Origin of the sequence: Serratia plymuthica NBRC 102599, from assembly GCF_001590925.1 — a bacterium.
GTDB lineage: Bacteria > Pseudomonadota > Gammaproteobacteria > Enterobacterales > Enterobacteriaceae > Serratia > Serratia plymuthica.
The window spans coordinates 18,715-43,171 of sequence record NZ_BCTU01000016.1; the positions used below are offsets into that span (position 1 = coordinate 18,715).

Annotated in this window: 26 protein-coding genes; 20 read left to right on the plus strand and 6 right to left on the minus strand. The window is 57.5% G+C overall.

What is annotated here, in order from left to right:
* Positions 1-15: 15 nt before the first annotated feature.
* Both SPL01S_RS12215 and SPL01S_RS12220 read right to left on the minus strand, forming a co-directional pair.
* Positions 16-1,422: an ATP-binding protein gene (locus SPL01S_RS12215; RefSeq protein ID WP_063200108.1), complete on the minus strand. Its 1,407-nt coding sequence runs from the start codon at positions 1,420-1,422 to the stop codon at positions 16-18.
* The gene (locus SPL01S_RS12220) at positions 1,419-2,087 is read right to left on the minus strand and encodes a response regulator (protein ID WP_013814392.1); all 669 of its coding nucleotides are present in this window, start codon (positions 2,085-2,087) and stop codon (positions 1,419-1,421) included. Before SPL01S_RS12220 ends, SPL01S_RS12215 begins: the two co-directional genes overlap by 4 nt.
* A 452-nt stretch (positions 2,088-2,539) precedes the next feature.
* On the opposite strand from SPL01S_RS12220, the gene SPL01S_RS12225 reads away from it, so the two are divergent.
* The 4 genes from SPL01S_RS12225 to SPL01S_RS12240 all read left to right on the plus strand — a co-directional run bounded on the left by SPL01S_RS12225 (position 2,540) and on the right by SPL01S_RS12240 (position 4,825).
* Positions 2,540-3,352, plus strand: a complete 813-nt coding sequence (locus SPL01S_RS12225) for a MipA/OmpV family protein (RefSeq protein WP_062868515.1) — start codon at positions 2,540-2,542, stop codon at positions 3,350-3,352.
* 25 nt (positions 3,353-3,377) lie between these two features.
* Positions 3,378-4,124: an SDR family oxidoreductase gene (locus SPL01S_RS12230; protein ID WP_062868513.1), complete on the plus strand. Its 747-nt coding sequence runs from the start codon at positions 3,378-3,380 to the stop codon at positions 4,122-4,124.
* A 97-nt stretch (positions 4,125-4,221) separates the two neighbouring features.
* Positions 4,222-4,530: a BrnT family toxin gene (locus SPL01S_RS12235; RefSeq protein WP_063200110.1), complete on the plus strand. Its 309-nt coding sequence runs from the start codon at positions 4,222-4,224 to the stop codon at positions 4,528-4,530.
* Entirely contained in the window at positions 4,508-4,825 is a 318-nt protein-coding gene (locus SPL01S_RS12240; protein WP_062868509.1) for a BrnA antitoxin family protein, read from the plus strand. The genes SPL01S_RS12235 and SPL01S_RS12240 overlap by 23 nt, the downstream gene beginning before the upstream one ends.
* A 67-nt stretch (positions 4,826-4,892) precedes the next feature.
* Here the strand turns inward: SPL01S_RS12240 and SPL01S_RS12245 are convergent, their stop codons facing one another.
* Positions 4,893-5,570 carry a GntR family transcriptional regulator gene (locus SPL01S_RS12245; RefSeq protein ID WP_063200112.1) on the minus strand — a complete coding sequence of 226 codons (678 nt, stop codon included), beginning with the start codon at positions 5,568-5,570 and terminating at the stop codon, positions 4,893-4,895.
* A gap of 128 nt (positions 5,571-5,698) precedes the next feature.
* Here SPL01S_RS12245 and SPL01S_RS12250 point away from each other — a divergent pair, with 128 nt between their 5' ends.
* Genes SPL01S_RS12250 through SPL01S_RS12265 form a run of 4 tightly spaced genes read left to right on the plus strand, consistent with a single transcriptional unit; the run spans position 5,699 to position 9,789 of the window.
* Positions 5,699-6,412, plus strand: a complete 714-nt coding sequence (locus SPL01S_RS12250; RefSeq protein WP_063200115.1) for a DUF2848 domain-containing protein — start codon at positions 5,699-5,701, stop codon at positions 6,410-6,412.
* The gene (locus SPL01S_RS12255; protein WP_063200118.1) at positions 6,412-7,761 is read left to right on the plus strand and encodes an amidase; all 1,350 of its coding nucleotides are present in this window, start codon (positions 6,412-6,414) and stop codon (positions 7,759-7,761) included. Before SPL01S_RS12250 ends, SPL01S_RS12255 begins: the two co-directional genes overlap by 1 nt.
* A gap of 52 nt (positions 7,762-7,813) precedes the next feature.
* Positions 7,814-8,467, plus strand: coding sequence for an antibiotic biosynthesis monooxygenase family protein (locus SPL01S_RS12260; protein WP_063200121.1), 654 nt, complete (start codon positions 7,814-7,816; stop codon positions 8,465-8,467).
* Positions 8,464-9,789: an MFS transporter gene (locus SPL01S_RS12265; protein WP_063200124.1), complete on the plus strand. Its 1,326-nt coding sequence runs from the start codon at positions 8,464-8,466 to the stop codon at positions 9,787-9,789. Before SPL01S_RS12260 ends, SPL01S_RS12265 begins: the two co-directional genes overlap by 4 nt.
* Before the next feature lie 49 nt (positions 9,790-9,838).
* Here the strand turns inward: SPL01S_RS12265 and SPL01S_RS12270 are convergent, their stop codons facing one another.
* Positions 9,839-10,447: an HD domain-containing protein gene (locus tag SPL01S_RS12270; RefSeq protein WP_013814383.1), complete on the minus strand. Its 609-nt coding sequence runs from the start codon at positions 10,445-10,447 to the stop codon at positions 9,839-9,841.
* Between the two features lie 190 nt (positions 10,448-10,637).
* Between SPL01S_RS12270 and trhA the strand changes: the two genes are divergently transcribed.
* Positions 10,638-11,315, plus strand: coding sequence for a PAQR family membrane homeostasis protein TrhA (gene trhA / locus SPL01S_RS12275; protein ID WP_004952439.1), 678 nt, complete (start codon positions 10,638-10,640; stop codon positions 11,313-11,315).
* Between the two features lie 162 nt (positions 11,316-11,477).
* Positions 11,478-11,975, plus strand: coding sequence for a DUF2165 family protein (locus tag SPL01S_RS12280; RefSeq protein WP_063200127.1), 498 nt, complete (start codon positions 11,478-11,480; stop codon positions 11,973-11,975).
* A 53-nt stretch (positions 11,976-12,028) separates the two neighbouring features.
* On the opposite strand, the gene ygfZ is transcribed toward SPL01S_RS12280, so the two are convergent.
* Positions 12,029-13,015 (minus strand): tRNA-modifying protein YgfZ, encoded by a 987-nt coding sequence (ygfZ, locus tag SPL01S_RS12285; protein WP_063200130.1) that lies wholly within the window; start codon positions 13,013-13,015, stop codon positions 12,029-12,031.
* Between the two features lie 324 nt (positions 13,016-13,339).
* On the opposite strand from ygfZ, the gene sdhE reads away from it, so the two are divergent.
* From sdhE to creD, 5 genes are all read left to right on the plus strand, one after another.
* Entirely contained in the window at positions 13,340-13,606 is a 267-nt protein-coding gene (sdhE, locus tag SPL01S_RS12290) for an FAD assembly factor SdhE (protein WP_004952428.1), read from the plus strand.
* A complete protein-coding gene (locus SPL01S_RS12295; protein ID WP_006327725.1) occupies positions 13,587-14,009 on the plus strand; it encodes a protein YgfX in 423 nt (140 codons plus the stop codon). The genes sdhE and SPL01S_RS12295 overlap by 20 nt, the downstream gene beginning before the upstream one ends.
* Positions 14,009-14,704 carry a two-component system response regulator CreB gene (gene creB, locus SPL01S_RS12300; protein ID WP_062868495.1) on the plus strand — a complete coding sequence of 232 codons (696 nt, stop codon included), beginning with the start codon at positions 14,009-14,011 and terminating at the stop codon, positions 14,702-14,704. The genes SPL01S_RS12295 and creB overlap by 1 nt, the downstream gene beginning before the upstream one ends.
* Complete coding sequence (gene creC, locus SPL01S_RS12305) at positions 14,701-16,119, plus strand: two-component system sensor histidine kinase CreC (protein WP_063200132.1); 1,419 nt, start codon at positions 14,701-14,703, stop codon at positions 16,117-16,119. Before creB ends, creC begins: the two co-directional genes overlap by 4 nt.
* A gap of 84 nt (positions 16,120-16,203) precedes the next feature.
* A complete protein-coding gene (gene creD / locus SPL01S_RS12310) occupies positions 16,204-17,568 on the plus strand; it encodes a cell envelope integrity protein CreD (RefSeq protein ID WP_063200135.1) in 1,365 nt (454 codons plus the stop codon).
* A 37-nt stretch (positions 17,569-17,605) separates the two neighbouring features.
* Here creD and fldB read toward each other — a convergent pair whose 3' ends face one another.
* Positions 17,606-18,124, minus strand: a complete 519-nt coding sequence (gene fldB / locus SPL01S_RS12315) for a flavodoxin FldB (RefSeq protein WP_004952413.1) — start codon at positions 18,122-18,124, stop codon at positions 17,606-17,608.
* Between the two features lie 106 nt (positions 18,125-18,230).
* Here fldB and xerD point away from each other — a divergent pair, with 106 nt between their 5' ends.
* The 5 genes from xerD (at position 18,231) to lysS (ending at position 24,406) form a co-directional block, all read left to right on the plus strand.
* On the plus strand, positions 18,231-19,130 hold the full coding sequence (gene xerD / locus SPL01S_RS12320) for a site-specific tyrosine recombinase XerD (protein WP_006327707.1): 900 nt from the start codon (positions 18,231-18,233) through the stop codon (positions 19,128-19,130).
* A 27-nt stretch (positions 19,131-19,157) separates the two neighbouring features.
* A complete protein-coding gene (dsbC, locus tag SPL01S_RS12325) occupies positions 19,158-19,874 on the plus strand; it encodes a bifunctional protein-disulfide isomerase/oxidoreductase DsbC (protein ID WP_063200137.1) in 717 nt (238 codons plus the stop codon).
* A gap of 6 nt (positions 19,875-19,880) precedes the next feature.
* Positions 19,881-21,614 carry a single-stranded-DNA-specific exonuclease RecJ gene (gene recJ / locus SPL01S_RS12330; protein ID WP_063200140.1) on the plus strand — a complete coding sequence of 578 codons (1,734 nt, stop codon included), beginning with the start codon at positions 19,881-19,883 and terminating at the stop codon, positions 21,612-21,614.
* 166 nt (positions 21,615-21,780) lie between these two features.
* Positions 21,781-22,879 (plus strand): peptide chain release factor 2 gene (gene prfB / locus SPL01S_RS12335; protein WP_100220763.1). Its coding sequence is split into 2 segments (ribosomal slippage): positions 21,781-21,855 and positions 21,857-22,879, totalling 1,098 coding nucleotides; the frame shifts between segments, so codons are not numbered across the junction.
* Positions 22,880-22,888: 9 nt separating this feature from the next.
* Positions 22,889-24,406 (plus strand): lysine--tRNA ligase, encoded by a 1,518-nt coding sequence (lysS, locus tag SPL01S_RS12340; RefSeq protein WP_062868484.1) that lies wholly within the window; start codon positions 22,889-22,891, stop codon positions 24,404-24,406.
* The last annotated feature ends 51 nt before the right edge of the window (positions 24,407-24,457 follow it).

The window sequence follows — 24,457 nt, forward strand, 5'->3', positions numbered from 1 at the left end:
GGGCCAGATCCCTTATTACTTTCCTTGTGGCGCCTGGTAATTTTCCGGCAGATCGATAACAAACCCGATACCGCGATCGTCAAGCCCTTCGGTGATCCGCAATTGCGCGCCGATTTTATCGGCCAGGTTCTTGGCTATCGCCAGCCCCAGGCCGCTGCCGATCTGCTGGGTGCCCGGCACGCGGTAAAAGCGTTCAAACAGGCGTTTGCAATGTTCTTTATTCACACCCGGCCCGTTGTCGCGCAGGCTAATATAGCAACCCATCGGCGACAGTGAGCGGATGTTGGCTTCGATATGACCACCGGCCGGCGCGTATTTGATGGCGTTATCCAGCAGGTTGGTGAATATGGCAATCAGCGAGTGGCGGTCGGTCTCAACCACCACATTTTCACTGCCATCCAGCGAAAGTTCGACGTTCTTCTCCAGCGCATAGGGCACGTGCTGCGCAATGCACTTGCTGATTTCAGCGTGGATATCCACCGCTTCCATTTTCAGCGGAAAGTTCTCCGACCCCAGTTTGGCCAAATCAATCAACTGGCGTGACAGCGATGCTGCGCGATCCAGCCCTTGCTGCATGTCTTCAATAATTTCCTGCCGCTCGGTTTTATCCGCCACCTGGGTCAGCAAGTGTAATTGCGCCAGCACGGCGGCGATCGGGGTGCGCAGTTCGTGGGCAGCATCGGCCATAAAGCGTTTTTCACGCTGATTGGCGGCGTCGATACGCGTCATCAACTTATTGATTTCCAACACTACCGGCCGGATTTCCTGATATTGCTCACGGACGTTGATCGGCGATAAATTACCGGGTTTGCGATCGGAGATCATCCTGGCGATTTGCCGCAGCGGCCGCAGGCTGAAATAGGCGGTGATCAGCAGAGTAACAATAATGGCAGCCAGGACCACCAGCAGCGGGATCGCGGTGCTTTCCGCCGGGTTGCCGAAAATAGTGGTGCGGTTGTCAAAGGATTCGCCGACGATCACTCTAAAACGCTGTTTATCGCTCCAACTGCCGGCGATATGCCACTTTACGTTGGCATAGCTGATGGTGCCGGACAGCACGGAAGGAGGCAGGGACAAGGGTTTTTCCTGCGGCGGCGAGGCGTAGATAATCTGATTATTATGGTCGTAAACCAAAAACAACGGACGATAGTCTATTTCGTCCTGCATGCCGTTTTTGATCGAATCGATATACATTATTTCGATATCTTTGATAACATCGACATAATTGTGTTCGGTAATATCGGTTTTATCGAGAATGTTGGCGATACCGCGTGCGACAAGACGTTGCTGATTATCCAAATACTTCTCTGCATCGGGGTAATACAGATATTTTACCCAGCCAAGCAATATTCCCCAGAGTACGAGTATTGCCATAACCTGAAAAACAATGGTGCGTATAAAAAAAGACTTGAAACTGATCATCCCTGCGTCTCTTTTTTTAATAAATAGCCGATGCCGCGCACGGTAATAATTCTTTCCTTGCCGATCTTGCGTCGCAGGTTATGCATATGCACCTCCAGAGAATTACTTTCCACGCTGTCGCCATTGCCGAACAGCCGCTGTTCCAATGTGGCTTTGCGCACCACGGTTCCGGCGCAGCGCATCAGCTCATGCAGCAGTCGGTACTCTTTTTTTGATAGCAGCAACAGTTCGTCTTCCAGGGTGACCTGATGGTTCATCGGGTCCAGATACAGATTACCGAGACTCCAGGTTTGGGAGGCGAACCCGGCCATGCGTCGGTTCACCGCCTTCACGCGTGAAATCAGTTCCGGCAGCGCAAAAGGTTTGGCCAGAAAGTCGTCTGCACCGGAATCCAGGCTATTGACCAGGCTCTCGATGCGGTCGCGTGCGGTCAGAATAATGATCGGAATATTTTGTCCGGCGGCGCGCCATTCGACCAGTTTCGTCAAGCCGTCGCCATCGGGCAGGGTCAGATCCAGCAGCATTAAATCGAAGCTGCCCTGCGATAATTGAAGTTGTGCATCATGGACCAGCCGCACCCAGCACAGATCGAACCCTGCCAGTTCCAATGCGCGGCACAGGGCTTTGCCCAATTGCAGATCGTCTTCCACAAGCAAAATGTTCACTGGATATCCGGTTTATGTCACGGCGCTGGCGGCTATATAACTACAACCCTCAGCGGAAGACAACGCCGTACGGCTCTTCGGTTATGCCTTCTTAAGCAAACCTTAATCTGGCGTTAATTTCGCGTTAAGGCAACGACTCAGGGTTTCGGGTAGGCTGCTCCAGCACAACAGTCACCTTAGGGTAAAAAAATGCATGCTGGCAACGCTTTAAATTTAGCCCTCTCTGGCGGGATTGTCCGTCCGTGCGTGATTTTATTTATCGCTCTGGAGCTGCTGATTTTTCACATAGGTGCCCGGGAGGAAAATAATTCAGTCCCACACCCTCCAGCCGTACAGCTCAGCTCACATACGGAGATGTCGGATGTTTTTGACAGTTTAAAACCACGTATGAAAAAACAATTACGGCGCCTGATAGCGCTATAACACTCCCATTAAATAATAAGGTAGATACGGTGAAAAATACCCTGGGTTATTCTGCGGTGACGTTATTGATGTTATTTCCCCTGCAGGGGTTTACACAGGATGACGGAGAAGCTTCATTGAAACTCAGTGGCGGTATGGCGGTAGCACCGGTTTATCAGGGGGCTTCCAGCTATAGCGCCGTGCCGTTGTACGATATTCAGGCCGGTTACGATAAATCGGCCTGGGGTGATTTCAGTCTGGGCCTGATCGACGGTGCACGCTGGCAGTTACCCTTGTCAGGGCCGTTTGGCATCGCCTTATTGGCCGGTTATGACGCCGGGCGTGATGAGGAGGTGAAAACGTTGAGCGGCCGCAATAAGCGGCTAAAAGGCATGGGTGATCTCGACGGCGCTTTTGAGGCGGGCATAGAGCTGAGCTATAAATTTGACCCTTTCCATGCCTTTGTGAAAGGTATGCAGGCCACCAAAGCGCGTCGTTACGGCGATGAGGATCTGGGGCATACCGCCTATGTCGATCTGGGTGTGGCGGCGGTTTATTCGCTGAGCGAGGCGCTGACCCTGTCGAGTGATCTGAGCACCACCTGGGCCAACAGCGGTTATCAGCGCGGCTATTTTGGCGTGACGCAGCGGCAGGCGCAGCAAACCTCTTTCGCCGCTTATCGGCCGGGGAGCGGTTTTAAGCAGGTGACGCTCAATGGCGCGCTGAATTACCAATGGACGCCGGAAATCGCCTTCCAGGCCGGTGCGGGTATCTATACTCTGTTGGGTGACGCGGCTAAAAGCCCGATCGTCGAGAAAAAAGTGGCTGGGGTTGCCTTCCTGGGGGCCAGTTACAGTTTCTGATTTCCCAACCATAACAAGGAATAGCATGTCGAAAGTTGCACTGGTCACCGGCGCCAGCCGGGGCATTGGGCGCGCCACGGCGCTGCTGCTGGCCCGCCAGGGTTACGCGGTGGGTGTTAACTATCTGAAAGATGAAGCGGCGGCGCAGCAGGTGGTGGCGGAGATCGCGTCCCTGGGGGGCCGGGCGGTGGCGCTGCGGGCGGATATCGCCGATGAAAGCCAGGTGGCGGCGATGTTTGCGGCGCTGGACGCGACCCTTGGCCCGATCGACGCACTGGTCAACAACGCCGGCATTCTGTTTCAGCAGGCCAGTATCGAGCAACTTACCGCCGAGCGCATCAACAAGGTATTGACCACCAACGTGACCGGCTATTTTCTCTGCTGCCGCGAGGCGGTAAAGCGCATGGCGAAGCGCCATGGAGGGAAGGGCGGAGCGATCGTTAATGTGTCGTCCGCCGCCGCCCGTTTGGGGGCACCGGGCGAATATGTCGACTATGCCGCATCAAAGGGCGCGGTCGACACGCTGACTACCGGGCTTTCTCTGGAGGTGGCGGCGCAGGGCATCCGGGTCAACGGCGTGCGACCGGGGTTTATTTATACTGAAATGCACGCCAGCGGCGGTGAGCCGGGGCGAGTCGACCGGGTAAAAAGCGGGTTGCCGATGCAGCGTGGCGGCTATCCGGAAGAGGTGGCAGAAGCCATCGCCTTTCTGCTGTCCGATGCCGCGTCTTACGTGACCGGCAGTTTTATCGAGGCTGCCGGCGGGCGGTGATGGTTTTGTCAGCTGAAATTACAAAGATTTCATTTTGACAGCGAGCATTATAGGGTGTAATTTTTGAATAAATAATGACCAATTTGTAGTTACAAAAATGTATGTTTCTTTTGAATGGAATCAAAATAAAAGCCAAAGTAATCTGGTAAAACATCACATTAGCTTTGATCTGGCACAGCATGTGTTTTCAGACCCAAACCAATTGGCGGTGATTGAACGCATTGAGGGCGGAGAACAACGCTGGCAAACCATCGGCATGGTTGATGGGTGTCTGATACTGCTCGTGGTGCATACAACTCATGAGATCGATGCAGACGGCGATAGTATTGAAATCATCCGCATCATTTCTGCTCGTAAGGCGGATGCAAAAGAAAGGAGGGAATATGAAGCGCAAAAATTCGGTTAAGGACGTGCGGCATAGTCTGCTTCCTCCATTGACGGAGGAGCAAAAAGCGCAGATAGCTTCTCTGAGAGCTTTAGGCGATGCTGAAATTGACTACGGCGATGCGCCAACGCTCAGCGATGAAACATGGGCGCAGGCAGTTCAGGGTCGTTTCTATAAGCCGATGAAAGTGTCAAAAACGATCAGAATTGATGCCGATATTCTGGCGTGGCTCCAAAGACCCGGTAAGGGCTATCAGAAACGTTTGAACGCAGTGCTGCGTGAAGCGATGCTGAAGGAGCATGAGCACGAAGAGTAAAATCGAGTTGGCGTTGTGGATAATTATCCGGTGATTTCAGGTCACCGGATTTGTTCTCCGAGCCTGCTCAGCCCTCGTGCAACAGCGCGCTGCGGAACGACAGAATATGCGCTTCTGCCGCGTCGGCCGCGGCGTCGCTGTCCTGGGCGGCCAGTGCGGCGATAATCGCCCGATGTTCCTCGATCACTTCCCGCATATGCCCTTCCCGCGACAACGTGCTGGCCCAAAAACGCTGCGCCCTGGCGTGCAGTACGCTCAAGATATCCACCAACATGTTATTGCCGGCGATCAGCGCCAGTTCCTGATGGAACGCATGATCGAGCGTCATCATCCGAATCCGGTCGCGGCTCTGGCAGGCGGCTTCGATTTGTTGATTGAGCGCGGTCAGCGCAGCGATTTGTGGCTCGGTAATCCTTTTGCTCGCCAGCCGCATGCACAGCATTTCATTGGCCAGCCGCACTTCGATCAGCTCCAGCGCGTCATCCATCGACAGCGGAGAAACCATCACCCCTTTGCGCGGGATCACCTGCAGCAACCCTTCATTCGCCAAACGGTGGATCGCCTGATTGATCGGCGTTCTGCCCATATCCAGTTCGCTCATGACCTGTGCGGTATTGAGATACTCTCCGGGTTTATAGCTTAACGTCACCAGCGCCTGCTTGAAGCGCCGATAGGCCAGTTCGTTCAGTGACAGCCCGGCTTCCTCTGCCGTCGGGAGTGCCTGGCTCTCTGCGTCAACGGTCATCACGTTCTGCTCCTGCAAGAAGAAAGTTTTTAGACATAGTACACAAAAACATGGCACGGAAATCGCTTATTTGGTTGCTAAAGATATAGTGAAATTTCACAGTATTTTAACCAAAGGGGCACAATGCCATGAGATTGACCTTCATTTTACCCGAATCCTGCGGCGCCGGGGCGCTGGATGTCGAGATTGATCATCTGGTGATCGCCGGTTGGACCGGCCGCGACCGCGAGGCGATCTTGCACCATATTCGGGAGTTGGCCGAGCTGGGCGTGCCCCAACCCAGTGCAATCCCACTGTTTTACCGGGTGGCGGTTAACCAGCTAAGCCAGAGCGAACGCATCGAAGTGATCGGCAACGCTACCTCCGGGGAAGCTGAACCGCTGATCTTCGCCCATCGCGGCGAGCTGTACGTTTCGCTGGCGTCCGATCATACCGATCGTCAACTGGAAGCGCACAGCGTAGCGCTCTCCAAACAGATCTGCGTTAAGCCGGTTGCGCGCACCGCCTGGCCGCTGCGAGAGGTGATCGCGCATTGGGATTCGCTGATCCTGCGGTCGTGGATCAGGGAAGACGGGGAATTCCGGCTTTATCAGCAGGGAAGCCTCGCGAGCCTGCGCACGCCGGGCGATCTGCTGGAGCGCTATCTGGGCGGCCAGCAGTTGCCGGAAGGCGGGCTGACGGTACCGCGGCCGCGTGATGGATTAGCGATGACCTGCGGAACGGTAGCGGCGATTGGCGGCATCCGGCCGGCGGCGGAGTTCCGCATGGAGCTGGCGGACGAGGTGCTGGGGCGCTCTATCACTCATGACTATCACAGCGTTGAACTGCCGGTGGTGGCGTGATGAAAAAACTGACTTTAGGGCAGGCTGCCGCCGGGCTGGCCAGCGGTGAATTGACCGCCGTGCAACTGACCGCCGCCGCGCTGGCGCACATTGCCGATGAGCAGGGCGAGGGGAAGCGCGTTTTTACCCGCGTTTATGCGCAATGGGCGCAACAGCAGGCACTGGCGGCCGATCGCCGGCGTGTGGAGGGGAAGCCTTTGTCAGCGCTGGACGGCGTTCCGGTGTCGGTCAAAGACCTGTTCGACGTGGCCGGTGAAGCCACCGCCGCCGGCTCACGGGTGCTGGCCGCCGCACCGGCCGCCGCAAAACATGCCGCCGTGGTGGAACGCTTGTTGCAGGCGGGTGCGGTGGTTATCGGTAAAACCAACATGACCGAGTTCGCCTATTCCGGGCTTGGGATCAACCCTCACTACGGCACGCCTGCCAATCCTTGGGATCGCGCTGCACGTCGTATTCCCGGCGGTTCATCCTCCGGGGCTGCGGTCGCGGTGGCCGATGGTATGTGTTTTGGTTCGATTGGTAGCGACACCGGAGGATCGGTGCGGATCCCGGCGGCCTTCTGCGGCCTGACCGGTTTTAAGCCTACCGCCCGGCGAATTAACGATGGCGGCCTGTTGCCGTTGTCACCTTCGCTGGATTCGATCGGTGTGATCGCTCACGACGTTGCCGGTTGCATCGCTCTGGATGCGGCGATAACCGATCGGCCGTTGCAGCCGCAGTTAAAAAATCTGAGTCAGGCGCGCTTTGCGGTACCGCAAATCCTGGTGCTGGAGGGCCTGGATGAAGAGGTCGCAGCAGGGTTTCACTTCAGCCTGCAACGGCTGGCGCAGGCCGGCGCGCAGATTGAAACCATTCCCTGCACGGAATTCGCCGAACTGGCGGCCATCAACGCCGCCGGCGGTTTTAGCGCGCTGGAGTCCTGGCGCTGGCACCAGGCGCTGATCGCCGAACATGCCGAGGAATATGACCCACGGGTGCTGTCGCGCATTCGCCGCGGTCAGCCGCTGGGGGAGGGAGATTTGCAGCAGCTACAGCAGCAGCGTGCCGATTGGCAACGGCGAGTTACCGCCGCCGTGCAAGCGTTTGACGCGTTGTTGATGCCGACCGTACCGCTGGTCGCGCCGACCATTGCCGAGCTTGAAGCGGATGAAGATGCCTATTTCCGTATCAATGGCGCCGTGCTGCGTAATCCTTCGGTGATCAATTTCCTCGACGGCTGCGCGCTGTCGCTGCCTTGTCAGCAGCCTGGCAGAGCGCCGGTTGGCCTGATGCTGGCTGGGCTACCTATGCATGATGAGGCGTTGCTGGGTTGGGCGCTGGCGATTGAACGCTGTCTCGCCGGTGCGTGATTTTCCGGTGGGGCATGGCCCCGCCATACTTTGAGCTAACAGGAGAGTACCCATGACCGGTTCCCCGAACGGAATGCTGTTTGTCGCAACAGATGTCGCCGCGCAGGACGAGGCGGATTTCAATCAGTGGTACGACCGTGAGCACGTGGAAGAGCGGGTACGCGTTCCCGGCTTCTTGTCGGGTACGCGCTACCAGGCGTTGCAGGGCGGGCGTAAATACCTTGGGTTGTATAAAACCGAATCCCTGGCCAGTTTTACCTCTGCGGCCTACCGCGCCGCCTTTACCCAACAAACCCCCTGGTCGGTGTCGAGCCTCGATAAAATGCGTGATCCGATGCGTCGGGTGTGCGCGGTGGAGGCAGTAACCGGGCAGGGCTGCGGCAGTCATTTGGCCATCATCACCCTTGAGCAGGCAGAGCCTGATGGGCTTAAGCTCACCATTACACATCTGGGGAGCATGCTGGCGGAACAACCCGGTTTTGTCCGCAGCAGCCTGCTCTCGCCCGACGTTGAACTCAGCTCGCCGTTGCCAAAAGAATCGCGGGAAAACCGTCGCCTGCTGCCGATGCTGCTGATTGAAAGCAGCAGCGCCGCAGCCGGTCAGCGGCTAAATGAACTGGCCTGTCGCCAGTTGAAAACAGCGGCTGAGGCCACTCAACACTATGTCCTTGGCTGGCAACTGACCAAGCAGGAGCTGACATCATGAGCACATCAACCACTGAAACGCCGATCGTCGATTCGCCTGCCGCCGCCTCTGCTGCCCATCCGCCAAAAACCGGCAGGCTGGCGGCCGCCAGTTCGATTGGCACCGCACTGGAATGGTATGACTTCACCGTTTACAACATTATGGCGGCGCTGATTTTCAACCACGTGTTCTTCCCGTCGTTCGATCCGCTGGTGGGCACCATTCTGGCGTTTTCCACCTATGCGGTCGGCTATGTTTCGCGGCCGATTGGCGGCATCGTTTTTGGCCATCTCGGCGACGTATTGGGTCGGCGATTTGTGCTGGTCACCACGCTGGTGATTATGGGGGTCACCACCGCACTGATGGGGCTGTTGCCCGGTTACGCCAGTTGGGGTGTCTGGAGCCCGCTGCTGTTGGTGACGTTGCGTTTTATTCAGGGCATCGCGCTGGGGGGCGAATGGGCGGGGGCGGTATTGTTGTCGATGGAACACGGTAAATCGCATCAGCGGGGACGCAACGCTTCGTTTGCTCAGGTTGGCCCTTCCTGCGGCACGCTGATCGGCACCGGCTTGATCACGCTGGTGACGGTGGCGATGTCGGCGGATGATTTCCAGCAGTGGGGTTGGCGCATTCCTTTCCTGCTTAGCCTGGTGCTGGTGGTATTTGGCTTGTGGTTACGTCGTGGCGTGGGGGAAACGCCGGCATTCCTGAAGTTGGAGGCGTCCAGGGATGTGACTCAGGCTCCGATCCGCGAAGTATTTACTCAACACAGGCGGCCGTTGCTGATCGCCGGCGGCTCGCGCATCGGTTCCGACGTGCTGTATGCGCTGGTGGTGGTATTTACCCTGACCTACGTCACTACGGTGCTGAATCTGCCGCGCCCGCTGGCGCTGACCGCCACCATGCTGGGGGCGATTGGCAATGCCATTACCGTGCCGATGTTCGGCGCGCTGTCCGATCGCTTTGGCCGTCGGCCGGTGTATATCGGCGGGGCGCTGGCGGCGATGGTGTGGGCGTTCGTGTTCTTTGTGTTGTTGGACAGCAGCCAGCCGGTGCTGATCTGCCTGGCGGTGGTGATCGGCTTGCTGATCCATGCGGCAATGTACGGCCCGCAGGCGGCATTCATCACCGAACAGTTTCCGACGCGGGTACGTTATGCCGGCTCGTCGCTGGCCTACACGCTGGCCGGCATTCTCGGTGGCGGCTTTGCGCCGCTGATCATCGCTACGCTGTTCAAATCCTACGACAGCACGCTGGCGATCTCGGCCTATGTGGTGGCGGCGTTACTGATCACGCTGTGGGCGGTGATTGCCGCGAAGGAGACGGCGCACAAATCCTTGTAAAGTAAGGCCGGGTGAGGGATTCACCCGGCTTGCTGCAGCCTGATGGAGATTACTTCAGCCAGCCTTTGCGCTGCGCATCCTGCAGGTGTTGCAGCAGGTGCTTCCACAGCTCCGGGTGGACTTCAGCGATCATCGCATTGCGTGACAGCACTTGCTCCAGGCTGATGCCGTTCTCGACCCAGCTTTGGCCTTCGTTATGCAGGTTCATCAGCATCGGCATGGTGCGGTCCAGCACCAGCGCAAAGCGCGCGTCGGCGCTCTCGCCGTCTTCATACTCCTGCCATAAAGCGGTGAAAGACTCGCGTTGTGGCGTCGGCAGCATGCCAAACAGCCGCCGTGCCGCTGCCACTTCCTGATCGTGGATTGCTGCGCGCGCCGCCAGATCGTAAACCAGCACGTCGCCGGCGTCGATTTCCACGATGTCATGCAGCAGCGCCATCTGGATCACCCGCTGGATATCAACGCCTTCACCGGCGTACGGCGCCAGGCTGAGAGCGGCAATGGCAAAGTGCCAACTGTGCTCGGCGGAGTTTTCCTGGCGCTGGGTGCCGAGAACTTTGGTGCGGCGTTGCACGCTTTTCAACTTGTCGATTTCCATCAGGAACTGGATGACCTGGGTCATTGAGCCGAAATCTAACGCGGGTACAGCGGATGACATGGTGTAAACCTCAAGGTAGGTGGGTTGAAGCTCGTCGATTGTAGACCAGCGGGCAGGGGATTTCGATGTTTGTGGCGTTACACGCATTCACAGTTTTATTTTAGCGTACACGTGTACACTGGAATTGTTCTCAGTTAAGCTGGTTTGCGGTAATTTCGAACAATATTGTGCGTTTGAGGATTTGTGATTTATGGGAAATACTGGCGTAGTGATGAAAGCCGAGAACGACAGAAATACCGCTACGGCGTATCCGTGGGCAGAAGAGATAGCCAATAGCATCAGCCACGGTATCGGACTGGTTTTCGGCATTGTCGGGCTGGTGTTGTTGCTGGTACAGGCGGTGGATACCGGCGCCGGTATCACGGCCATCGCCAGTTACAGTCTTTATGGTGGCAGCATGATCCTGCTGTACCTCGCTTCAACCTTGTACCATGCCATTCCGCATCAGAAAGCCAAGCACTGGCTGAAGAAGTTTGACCATTGCGCTATTTATCTCTTGATTGCCGGTACCTACACGCCGTTTCTGCTGGTGGGGCTCAACTCGCCGCTGGCCAAAGGGCTGATGGCGGTTATCTGGGGGTTGGCGCTGCTGGGGGTATTGTTCAAACTGGCGTTCGCCCATCGCTTTGAGGCGTTGTCGTTGGTCACCTATCTGACGATGGGCTGGCTGTCATTGATCGTGATTTATCAGTTGGCGACCCGCCTGGCGATCGGCGGCGTAACGTTGCTGGCGGTGGGGGGCGTGGTCTATACCCTGGGGGTGATTTTTTACGCCTCCAAACGGTTCCGCTTCGGTCACGCTATCTGGCATGGCTTCGTGCTCGGCGGCAGCCTGTGCCATTTTATGGCGATTTATCTGTACGTCTGAGTGTCGACCTCGCACGTGTTAGTGCCATATTGAACAAGCGTTTCTTTTGGGTTAAAAAGGGAGCGCTTGTTTCTTACGGGTATCCAGCAAGCCCCTTTCCCATTCCTGAGCCCGCACACTTGCACTTACGGTGCGTCTATCACTTTTTCAGGAATCATCACTATGATCGTTCGCTTATCTAAAGCGCTGCTGGTATGCGCTATGGCGCTGTTTGCTACCCTGGTTGCCTTTGGCAATATTACGGATTACGGCTCCAATTTCGCCTTTGTGCGCCATGTTTTTATGATGGACACTATTTTCCCCGATGCGACCATCACTTACCGCTCGATACAAACGCCCTGGCTGCATCACGCAGGCTATATCGTCATTATTATGCTGGAAAGCCTGACCGCGCTGCTGTGTTGGAGCGGCGGCCTGCGTTTGTTGGGTGGCCTGAAACTGCCGTCGCAAGCGTTTAATGGTCGTAAAAAATTGGCGGTAGCCGGCCTGACGCTCGGGTTCCTGACCTGGCAAGTTGGCTTTATGTCGATCGGGGGAGAGTGGTTCGGTATGTGGATGTCGCAACAGTGGAACGGCGTGCCTGCTGCCTTTCGTTTCTTTGTAACCCTTCTTTTAGTTCTGATCTATCTGGTTCAGCGTGACGGAGAGTTGGACGAATAGCTAGGGGTGTAGGGCGCAACAGGTTGCGCCCACGGATTCTGCGTGCTGGACCCTTACGCTTCCAGCGAATACGGCAAGGGTTTGATCGTCAACTGACTGGCGGCATCGTCACGTACCCGCAGTTTGCTGTCGGCATCCAAATCGTTATTCAACACCGCTTGCACCCAAAGCCGGCCATCGGCCAGCTTGCCGGCGGCCAGCACCGTACCGGTCCGGCGCCAGTTATCGCCCAACTGCAGTTCGAGATCCTCAGCGGCCAGCGGCACCCGTCCGGCGTTGCCTTCCAGCCAGTACAGCGCACGCTTGTTGGCGCCGCGGAATTTGGCACGAGCTACCATCTCCTGGCCGGTATAGCAGCCCTTGCTGAAGCTGATGCCCTCCAGCGCCTGCAGGTTGGTGGCTTGTGGAATCAACTGCGCGCTGTTGGCGGCGTCAATCACCGGGTAACCGGCTTCGATATCCAGCGTCAGCCATTGTTGGCTGTCGTTCAGTTCTGCCTGCTCGTTCAGTTTGCCCGTTAATTGTTCGGCCACCGCGGCGGTGGTCACCAGCAGAAAACGTTCCGCCGGCGCAGAGAAGTGCAGCAGGGTGGTTTCACCGTCCTGCACCACCTGATGCTCCGCATCCGGCAGGCTGTTGAAGACGCCCGCCAAGGCTGCGCGTGCCTGAAAACCGGCTACGCCCAGCAGCACCGCTTCGCTATCGACGGCAATGGTGAGCTTGGAGAACACCGCGTATTTCTTGATTTCCGCCAGTTGGCTGTCCAGTACGCTGCGGCGTTCCAGATAGGCAAAGTCTTCACCGCGGTGGAACAGACGCAGGTTGCTCCACATTTTGCCCTTGGCATCGCAGTGGGCGCACAGCACGTGACGATCGGCCGCCAGCGCTTCGATGTCTGCAGTCACCTGGCCCTGAAGGTATTTCACCCTGTCCGGGCCGCTCAGCGTCACCAGCGCCCAATCCTCCAGAGAGATCAGGGTCAGGGGCAGATGGGAGGAGGCGGAAGGCTGACGGGGTGGAAATGGAATTTTATACGCCATAGTAAGATCCTGCTTAACGTTTAGCTTACCTGAAGGTGTGTTGGCCCCATGGTAAAAGAGGCGGCGGGCTTTGCAAACTGTTATTCACGCTTGCCGCCTCGGCAGCGCTTTTTTTGACATTTAGCGCTTTATTCCACTTTACGTAGAGAACGTCCTTCCCGGCGAGTATGTCAAATTGTTACTCTATGGGATTACGGCCAAAGGTAACCCTTGCAGACAGATCTTTGGCCGATGGAATTATATCGCGCAGGTGTTGCCATACAGTGTGTCGGTTGAACCCTGCGATGGCTTTTGCCACGCCGAAAAGAGGTTAGTCATAACAACATGGATATTAATAATAAAGCACGTATTCACTGGGCCTGCCGCCGTGGCATGCGTGAGCTGGACATCTCAATCATGCCGTTCTTCGAGCATGAGTACGACCAGTTGAATGACACAGACAAAGCGTTGTTTATCCGCCTGCTTGAGAGCGACGATCCCGATCTGTTCAACTGGTTGATGAATCATGGCGCTCCGCAAGACAGTGAACTGCAGAGAATGGTGACACTGATCCAGACGCGAAATAAAGACCGTGGCCCAGTGGCGATGTAATGTCCGCATTTCCTGGCGCACCCAGTTACTTTCGCTGCTGACCCACGGCGTTCTGATCCTGCTGATCCTGATTTCGCCCTGGCCGGAAGGCTACGGCCCGATCTGGCTGGTGTTGTTGACGCTGGTGGTATTTGAATGCATCCGCAGCCAAAAGCGCATTGCGTCGCGGCAGGGCGAACTGCGTCTGCTGGCGAATAAGCGGTTAAGTTGGCACGGACAGGAATGGTTGCTGGCAAAGCAACCCTGGATGCCGCGTTACGGCATTTTGCTGACGCTGCAGCCGACGCAGGGCAAAAAACGCCGCCGGCTGTGGCTGGCCTCCGACAGCATGGGCAAAGCCGAATGGCGGCATCTGCGCCAGTTGCTGCTGCACCCGTCGGCCGATGATGACGAGGAACCCTGATGAAGCCGACGCTCTGGCTGGTGGAGGATGAGCCCAGCATTGCCGATACGCTGATTTACACCCTGGAGAGCGAAGGCTTTCAGGTACGCTGGTTCGAACGTGGCGAGCCGGCATTGCAGGCGTTGGCGCAAGGAGCGCCCGCGCTGGCCATCCTCGATGTCGGCCTGCCGGACATCAACGGTTTTGAACTGTGCCGCCGTTTGTTGTCGCAGTCGGCGGATTTGCCCATTCTGTTTCTCACCGCCCGCAGTGACGAAGTCGATCGCCTGATCGGGCTGGAGATCGGCGCGGACGATTACGTCGCCAAACCTTTTTCTCCCCGCGAAGTCAGCGCCCGCGTGCGCACCATTCTGCGTCGCCTGCAAAAACAGCAGCGCCTGCAACAGCCGGCGCTGTACACCTTTGGTCCTTTTGACCTGGATGAACCCGCAGCGATCCTTTATTACCATCAGCAGCCGCTGCCGCTGACCCGCTACGAATTTCTGCTGTTGAAAACGCTGCTGCTGGCGCCTGGCCGGGTGTTTTCACGCCAGCAACTGATGGACAGCGTTTGGGCGCAAGCGGAAGAAAGCCTGGATCGCACCGTCGACACCCACATCAAAACGCTGCGCGCCAAGCTGCGGGCGATAGATCCCGGTGAACCGCCTATTCACACTCACCGGGGCATGGGCTACAGCGTGAGCCGCCAAGCATGAGAATCGGCCTGCGCCTGCTGCTGGGGTATTTCCTGATTGTGGCGGTGGCGGGCTATTTCGTACTGAGCATCTTCGTACAGGAGGTAAAGCCTGGCGTACGGCGTGCGACCGAAGGCACCTTGGTGGACACGGCTAACCTGCTGGCGCAAATAGCGCGCCTGGACCTGCAGCGCGACGATGTGGCGCACGGGCAGCTGGCGCAGGCATTCACCCAACTGAATCAACGGCCGATTGGCGCCAACATTGCCGGTATCCGCAAGGATCGCAGCGAATACCACGTGTACCTCACCGATGCGCGCGGCACGGTTATTTTTGACTCTGCCGGCCAGGCGGTCGGCCAGGACTACTCACGCTGGAATGACGTTTATCTGACGCTGCGCGGCCAATATGGCGCACGCAGTACGCGCAGCAACCCGCAGGATGAAAACAGCTCGGTGATGTACGTCGCCGCGCCGGTACTGGAGCAGGGCAAAATTATCGGCGTGCTCAGCGTAGGTAAACCGAACAGCAGCATGGCGCCGGTGATCAAGCGCAGCGAGCGGCGCATTTTGTGGGCCGGCGCGCTGCTGCTGGGCATTGCCTTGCTGATCGGCCTGGGCTTCGTCTGGTGGATCAACCGTTCGATTGGCCGGCTGGTGCGCTATGCCGATGGCGTAGCGCAGGGCGAAAGCGTGCCGTTGCCAAAAATGGGCAGCCACGAGCTGACGCAACTGGCGCAAGCGCTGGAAAGTATGCGGATGAAGCTGGAAGGTAAAGCTTATATCGAACAGTACGTACATACCCTGACCCACGAGTTGAAAAGCCCGCTGGCGGCGATCCGCGGCGCAGCCGAGTTGTTGCAGGAATTGCCGCCGCCGGCGACTGCCCGGCGATTTTTGACCAATATCGAGCAACAAAGCGCCCGTATTCAGCAATTAGTGGATAAGTTGCTGGTGCAGGCACGGCTCGAAAGCCGCCCCGGCCTGGAATTGGCACCGCTGGCGATGGCGACGCTGGTGCGCCAGGCGGTGGCGGGCAAAGAAGCTCAGGCGGCGCAGCGCGGCGTTGTGTTGCAGGTGGATGCGCTGGAGGCGATCACACTGACCGGCGATGGGTTGCTGATTAGTCAGGCTCTGACCAATCTGCTCGACAACGCGCTGGATTTCACCCCGCCGGGCGGTGCCGTCAGCCTGTGCGGCGAGCGCCGGGAGAGCCACTACCTCATCACCGTCAGCGACAACGGCAGCGGCATCCCGGACTATGCGCAGGACAAAGTGTTCGAGCGTTTCTATTCGCTGGCGCGGGCCGATAAACCCAAAAGCAGCGGGCTGGGCCTGAACTTTGTGCAGGAAGTGGCGCGATTGCACCGGGGCGGCATTCAGTTGTACAACCGCCAACCGCACGGCGTGGTAGCCGTTTTCACTTTATCGCTCTGACTTCACCGTCCCTTCACATAACCACATCCTGTTTTCACTTGCCGGTTTTATCGTGGTGCCATTACCTACAAGGAGCGCGCAGCGATGATGAAATCGGTACTGTTTTGGAAAATAACCACTCTGCTGGGATTGATGATTTTAATGATTATCCCGGTGACGCAGTTGATGAACGTGATTGAGGAGCGCAGTGGCTATCGCCAGAGCGTGGTTGGGCAGGTGAGCGAAAGCACCAGCCGGGCGCAGCGCATTTTGGGGCCATTGATTGTCATCCCTTATATCGAGCGGGAAGAGAAGAAGGACGACAAGGGGCAACCGGTAGTGCAGAGAGTGAGGCATTATCGTTATCTGCTGCCGGAGAGTTTACAGGTTAGCGGCAAGCCGAATGTAGAGGTACGCAAGCTGGGTATCTATCAAACCCAGGTATATCAGGGGCCGTTAAAGTTTCAGGTGAAATTCGGTCAGCCGGACTTGGCTGATTTGCAGCGCAGCAACGTGACTCTTGAGCAGCCCTATTTGCTGGTCGCCCTCAGCGACTCGCGTGGCATCAAGAGCATCTCGCCACTTGCCAGCACCCAGCCGCCAACCCCCTTTGAACCGGGCACGCGCGTGGATACGTTGCCGCAGGGCATCCATGCGCCATTGCAGCTTGCCGCGTTGCAAAAAGAGGGGCTGGATGCCGATTTTACCCTAACGCTGGCGGGCACCAGCAGCTTGTCACTGGTGCCGCTCGGCCGCAGCAGTGAATTAACGCTGCAAAGCAACTGGCCGCACCCCAATTTCCTCGGTAACTTCCTGCCGGATGAACGCAAGGTGACGGAAAAAGGCTTCAGCGCCCGCTGGCGCAGCACCTGGTTCGCCAACAACATCAACAGTGCGTTTCATTATGACGACGGGATCATTGACGAAGATAAGCTGCCGGCCTTCAGCGCCAGCCTGATTGAACCTGTAGATCACTATCAATTGACCGAACGTGCGGTGAAATATGCCGTGTTGTTCATCGGGCTGACGTTCATGGCGTTCTTCCTGTTCGAAACCCTGACCGGCCTGCGGGTGCATCCGATCCAGTATCTGCTGGTCGGTGCCGCGCTGGTGCTGTTCTACCTGATCCTGCTGGCGTTCTCCGAACATTTCGGCTTCGCGACTGCGTACCTGTTGGCCAGCGTGGCCTGCAGCGGCCTGATTGCCTTTTATCTCAGCGCGGTGCTGCGCGGTAAGCGACGCGGGGCGATGTTCGCCGGCAGCCTGCTGATGCTTTATGGCGTGTTGTACCTGCTGTTGCAGTCGGAAGATAATGCGCTGGTGCTCGGGGCAGGGCTGCTGTTCGCTATTCTGGCGGGGATCATGCTGCTGACGCGTAAGCTGGACTGGTATCAGGTGGCCGATCCGGCGCGGTTGAGCGGCGAAACGCCGACCGGTGACGGCGAAAATCGCTTCCGGTTGTGGAAATAGGCAGAGGCGTTGGGCGCGGCAATCGCGCCCATTGGCATTACAGCAGCGGTTCCATCTCCAGCAGGATCTGTTCGCACCACTGTTGCAGGCGATCTTCGCTCATGTCGTATTGGTTCACCTCATCCAGCGCCAGGCCGACGAAGTGTTTGCCATCGGCGCTCAGCGGTTTCGGGCTGGTGAATTCAAAGCCTTCAATGGGCCAGAAACCGATAAACTGCACGCCGAGCGGGGCGATGTGATCGTGCAGCATGCCTAGCGCATCGAGGAACCATTCGCCGTAACCGAGTTGATCGCCCATGCCATACATGGCGACGATTTTTCCTTTCAGATCCAGCGTCGTCAGTTGCGGCCAAATCGCTTCCCAGTCTTCCTGCAATTCACCGAAATCCCAGGTAGGAATGCCGAGGATCAGGATGGAATATTCTTCCATCAGTTGCGGGGAAACGTCTTTCAGGTTGTGCAGGTCGACCAGGTCTTCGCCCAGAATCTCACGGATTTTTTCTGCCGCCATCTCGGTGTAGCAGGTGCTGGAGCCGTAAAACAGACCAATCTTCATTTTTAAACCGTTATGTTACCGTTCGTGGAATGGCATCGAGTGTACCAGATTTGCACTGGCTTAAGGCATAATGGCGCAGGTGGAAAGCTAACAAAGAGAGGACCGCGTGCAACAGCAAGAGAGTGCGCTGATTGAGCAATTCCTGGATGCGCTTTGGCTCGAACGCAATCTGGCAGAAAATACGCTGGCCTCTTACCGGCTGGATCTGCAGGCGCTGAGCACCTGGCTGAACCATCAAAATACCTCGTTGTTACAGGCGCAGGCGCTGGATTTGCAGGCGTTTCTCGCCGAACGGGTAGCGGGGGGCTACAAGGCGACCAGCTCTGCGCGTTTGCTGAGCGCCATGCGCCGCCTGTTCCAGTATCTGTACCGTGAAAAGCTGCGGGAAGACGATCCGACCGCGCTGCTCGCCTCGCCGAAGCTGCCGCAGCGGCTGCCGAAAGATTTGAGCGAAGCGCAAGTCGATGCCTTGTTGCAGGCGCCATGCGTCGATCAGCCGCTGGAGCTGCGAGACAAGGCGATGCTGGAGGTGCTGTACGCCACCGGCCTGCGAGTCTCCGAACTGGTCGGGCTGACCATCAGCGACGTCAGCCTGCGCCAGGGCGTGGTGCGGGTGATCGGTAAAGGCAACAAGGAACGGCTGGTGCCGCTGGGCGAGGAAGCTGTGTACTGGATCGAAAATTATCTGGAGCACGGCCGCCCGTGGATGGTCAACGGCCAGGCGCTGGATGTGCTGTTCCCAAGCAACCGCTGCCAGCAAATGACCCGACAGACGTTCTGGCATCGCATCAAACACTATGCGATCCTAGCGGGTATTGATAGCGAGAGGCTGTCACCGCACGTGTTGCGCCACGCATTTGCCACCCACTTGTTGAACCACGGGGCCGATCTCCGTGTCGTACAGATGTTATTGGGGCACAGCGACCTCTCGACCACGCAAATTTATACGCATGTAGCGACCGAACGACTTAAACAGCTACATCAACAGCATCACCCGCGTGCGTGACACGCCGGGTTCAAAAGGATTGGAAGAATGAATAAAGGTTTAATGCTGCTCTCTCTGCTGGTGGCTTCGGTGACCGGTGCGGCCCACGCCGACGATGCGGCAATCAAAAAAGCGCTCAGCAGCTTGGGCATTCAGCAGGCGGAAGTGCAGCCTTCACCGGTTAACGGCCTGAAAACCGTGCTGACCGATAACGGCGTGCTGTACGTGACCGAAGACGGCAAACACATTCTGCAAGGCCCGCTGTACGACGTCAGCGGCAAAGAACCGGTTAACGTCACCAACCAATTGCTGACCGGCAAGCTGGAAGCGCTGAAAGATCAGATGATCGTCTACAAAGCGCCAAAAGAAAAACACGTGATCACCGTGTTTACCGACATCACCTGCGGCTATTGCCACAAGCTGCACCAGCAGATGAAAGAATATAACGACCTGGGTATTACCGTTCGCTATCTGGCGTTCCCGCGCCAGGGGCTGAACTCCCAGGCCGAGAAAGACATGCAGTCAATCTGGTGCACCGCTGACAAGGCCAAGGCTTTCGATTCCGCCATGAAAGGCGATGCGGTGTCCCCGGCGACCTGTAAAACCGACATCAGCAAACACTATGCGCTTGGCGTGCAGTTCGGCATTCAGGGCACCCCGGCGATCATTCTGGAAAACGGCATGATGATCCCGGGCTATCAGGGGCCGAAAGAGATGGCCGCCATGCTGGATGCGCATCAGACCGCAACCAAAACCGGTGGTTAATCGCCGGTGAGCCTCAAAACACAACTACGCCGCCGTGCGGCGACGGACGACAGCCATCTGCCTGCCGGCCTGCATCCGCTACTGCGCCGTTTATACGCGCTGCGCGGCGTTAAGGCTGAGCAGGAACTGGAGCGCAGCGTCAAAGGCATGCTGCCCTGGCAGCAATTGGACGGCATCGACACCGCCGTTGGCATTCTGCAACAGGCGCTGGCCGTGAGTCGCCGTATCATGGTGGTGGGGGACTTCGACGCCGATGGCGCCACCAGTACCGCGTTGACAGTGTTGGCGTTGCGCAGCATGGGCGGCAGTGCGGTTGACTACCTGGTGCCGAACCGCTTCGAGGACGGCTACGGCTTGAGTCCGGAAGTGGTCGAGCAGGCGGCGGTGCGCGGCGCAGAGTTGATCCTGACCGTGGATAACGGCATCTCTTCCCATGCGGGCGTTGACGTGGCGCACGCCAAGGGTATGCAGGTACTGGTCACCGACCACCACCTGCCGGGGGAAACCTTGCCGGCGGCGGAAGCGATCGTCAACCCGAACCTGCGCGGCTGTGAGTTCCCCTCCAAATCCCTGGCCGGCGTCGGTGTGGCTTTCTATCTGATGCTGGCGTTGCGTGCCCGGCTGCGTGAAAGCGGTTGGTTTGAACAACGCGCGTTGGCGATGCCGAACTTGGCAGAACTGTTGGATCTGGTCGCTCTCGGCACGGTTGCCGACGTAGTGCCGCTTGACGCCAATAACCGCATTTTGGTGTATCAGGGCCTGAATCGCATTCGCGCCGGCAAGTGTCGGCCGGGCATCCGGGCGCTGCTGGAAGTGGCCAACCGTGACGCGCGCCAACTGGCGGCCAACGATCTTGGTTTTGCGCTGGGGCCGCGGCTCAATGCCGCCGGGCGGCTGGACGACATGTCGATTGGCGTGGCGCTGTTGCTGAGCGATGACATTGCGCAGGCGCGCATGCTGGCCAACGATCTCGATGCGCTTAACCTGACACGGCGTGAGATTGAGCAGGGCATGCAGGTCGAGGCCTTGCAGCTGTGCGACGAACTGGAGCGCAGCAGTACCGCCTTGCCGTATGGGCTGGCGATGTATCATCCGGAATGGCATCAGGGCGTGGTAGGTATTCTGGCCTCGCGCATCAAAGAACGTTTTCACCGTCCGGTGATTGCGTTTGCGCCGGCGGGCGAGGGTATTCTGAAAGGTTCCGGCCGTTCGATAGCCGGCCTGCACATGCGCGACGCGCTGGAGCGGCTGGATACGCTGAATCCGGGTTTGATGATGAAGTTCGGCGGCCATGCGATGGCGGCCGGGTTGTCGCTGGAAGAGGCCAAATTCGACGAGTTTCGTCAGCGCTTTGGCGAACTGGTGGGGGAATGGCTCGATCCGGCGATGCTGGAAGGGGTGATCTGGTCCGACGGTGAGCTGGCGATGCAGGAACTTTCGCTGGAAACGGCGGAGCTGCTGCGCGAGGGCGGTCCGTGGGGGCAGGCGTTCCCGGAACCGACTTTCGACGGTAAGTTCCGTATCCTGCAACAGCGGCTGGTGGGCGAGAAACACCTGAAGCTGATGGTGGAGCCGCTCGGTGGCGGCCCGTTGCTCGACGGCATCGCCTTCAACGTGGACACCACCCTGTGGCCCGACAGCAGCGTGCGTGAAGTGGAGCTGGCCTACAAGCTCGATGTCAATGAGTTCCGTGGTAACCGTAACGTGCAGTTATTGATCCAGCACCTCTGGCCGCGTTGATTTTTCCTGAACGGGCGCGGCGATGCCGCGCCTGATTCAGATACACATCTTTCCCCCCACAAAAACTGACCAACTCGCTATAAACTGACGCCCGGATCCGATAGAATTACCGGTTCTAATGGCATTTCGCCATCGACGACATCAACGTAAAAGAACGCTAAAAACCATGTTTGAAATTAATCCGGTAAAAAACCGAATTCAGGACCTGTCCGAGCGGACTGCCGTTCTTAGGGGGTATCTTTGACTATGATGCCAAGAAAGAACGCCTAGAAGAAGTCAACGCCGAGCTGGAACAGCCTGATGTTTGGAACGACCCCGAGCGCGCACAGGCGCTGGGTAAAGAGCGCGCGGCGCTTGAAGCCATCGTGGAAACCATCGATCAGCTGGAACAGGGCGGCGAAGACGTCACCGGCCTGCTGGAACTGGCGGTTGAAGCCGACGATGAAGAAACCTTTACCGAAGCCGTAGCCGAACTCGATCAACTGTCTGCCAAGCTGGAACAATTAGAGTTCCGCCGTATGTTCTCCGGTGAATATGACAGCGCGGATTGCTACCTGGACATCCAGGCCGGCTCCGGCGGCACCGAAGCACAGGACTGGGCGAGCATGCTGCTGCGCATGTACCTGCGCTGGGCGGAATCCAAGGGCTTCAAAACGGAAGTGATTGAAGAATCCGACGGCGACGTCGCGGGGCTGAAATCCGCCACCATCAAGATTATCGGCGACTACGCGTTCGGCTGGTTACGCACTGAAACCGGCGTGCATCGCCTGGTGCGCAAGAGCCCGTTCGACTCCGGCGGCCGTCGTCATACCTCGTTCAGCTCGGTGTTTATCTATCCGGAAGTGGATGACGATATCGATATCGACATCAACCCGGCAGACCTGCGTATTGACGTTTACCGCGCCTCCGGTGCGGGCGGTCAGCACGTAAACAAAACCGAGTCGGCGGTACGTATTACCCACTTGCCGACCAACATCGTGGTGCAGTGCCAGAACGACCGTTCTCAGCATAAGAACAAGGATCAAGCGTTTAAACAGCTGCGAGCCAAGCTGTACGAGTTTGAGATGCAAAAGAAAAATGCTGATAAACAGCAGATGGAAGACAACAAGTCCGACATCGGCTGGGGCAGTCAAATCCGTTCTTACGTGCTGGATGATTCCCGCATCAAGGATTTGCGCACCAACGTTGAAACGCGTAACACGCAGGCCGTATTAGATGGCGACCTGGATAAATTCATTGAGGCAAGTTTGAAAGCCGGGTTATGAGGAACAGAAATGTCTGAGCAACAACCACAGGGCGCCGATCAGGCGTTGGAACTCAATAACGAGTTGCAGTCACGCCGTGAGAAACTGGCCGGGCTGCGCGAGAACGGCATTGCGTTCCCAAATGATTTCCGTCGCGACACTACGTCCGACAAGCTGCACGCTGCATACGGCGATAAAGATAACGAAGAGCTGGAAGCGCTGGGCGTAGAAGTCACCGTTGCCGGCCGCATGATGACCCGTCGTATCATGGGTAAAGCGTCATTCGTGACTCTGCAGGACGTCGGCGGCCGTATCCAGCTGTACGTGGCGCGCGACGATCTGGCGGAAGGCATTTATAACGAGCAGTTCAAGAAGTGGGATCTGGGCGATATCCTTGGCGCTCGCGGCAAGCTGTTCAAAACCAAGACCGGCGAACTGTCTATCCACTGTACCGAACTGCGCCTGCTGACCAAGGCCCTGCGCCCGTTGCCGGACAAGTTCCATGGCCTGGCCGATCAGGAAACCCGCTACCGCCAGCGTTATCTGGACCTGATCGCCAACGATGAGTCGCGCAACACCTTCAAGGTGCGCTCTCAGGTGATGGCGGGGATCCGTAACTTCATGGTGGAACGCGGCTTCATGGAAGTCGAAACCCCAATGATGCAGGTGATCCCGGGCGGCGCTTCTGCGCGTCCATTCGTGACTCACCACAATGCGCTGGACATCGATATGTACCTACGTATTGCCCCGGAGCTGTACCTGAAGCGTCTGGTGGTTGGGGGCTTTGAGCGGGTGTTCGAAATCAACCGTAACTTCCGTAACGAAGGCGTTTCTCCGCGTCATAACCCAGAGTTCACCATGATGGAACTCTATATGGCTTACGCGGATTACAAAGACCTCATCGAGCTGACAGAGTCGCTGTTCCGCACCCTGACTCAGGACGTGCTGGGCAAAACCCAGGTGCAGTACGGTGATGAAGTGTTCGACTTCGGCAAGCCGTTTGAAAAACTGACCATGACCGAGGCGATCAAAAAATACCGTCCGGAAACCGATCTGGCCGATCTGGCTGACATGGGCAAGGCGGTGGCTATCGCTGAATCCATCGGTATCAAGATTGAGAAGAGCTGGGGTCTGGGCCGTGTAGTTACCGAGATCTTCGAAGAAGTGGCGGAAAGCCACCTGATTCAGCCGACCTTCATTACCGAATACCCGGCGGAAGTGTCCCCGCTGGCGCGCCGTAATGATGAGAACCCGGAAATCACCGACCGTTTCGAGTTCTTCATTGGCGGGCGTGAAATCGGTAACGGCTTCTCCGAGCTGAACGACGCGGAAGATCAGGCGCAGCGCTTTGCTGACCAGGTGAATGCGAAAGACGCAGGCGATGACGAAGCGATGTTCTACGACGAAGACTACGTCACCGCGCTGGAGCACGGCCTGCCGCCGACGGCTGGCTTGGGTATCGGTATCGATCGCATGGTTATGCTGTTCACCAACAGCCACACCATCCGCGATGTGATTCTGTTCCCGGCAATGCGCCCGCAGAAATAATCTTTTGCGGTGTGAACATCAACCGGTGCAGGCGACTGCGCCGGTTTTTTT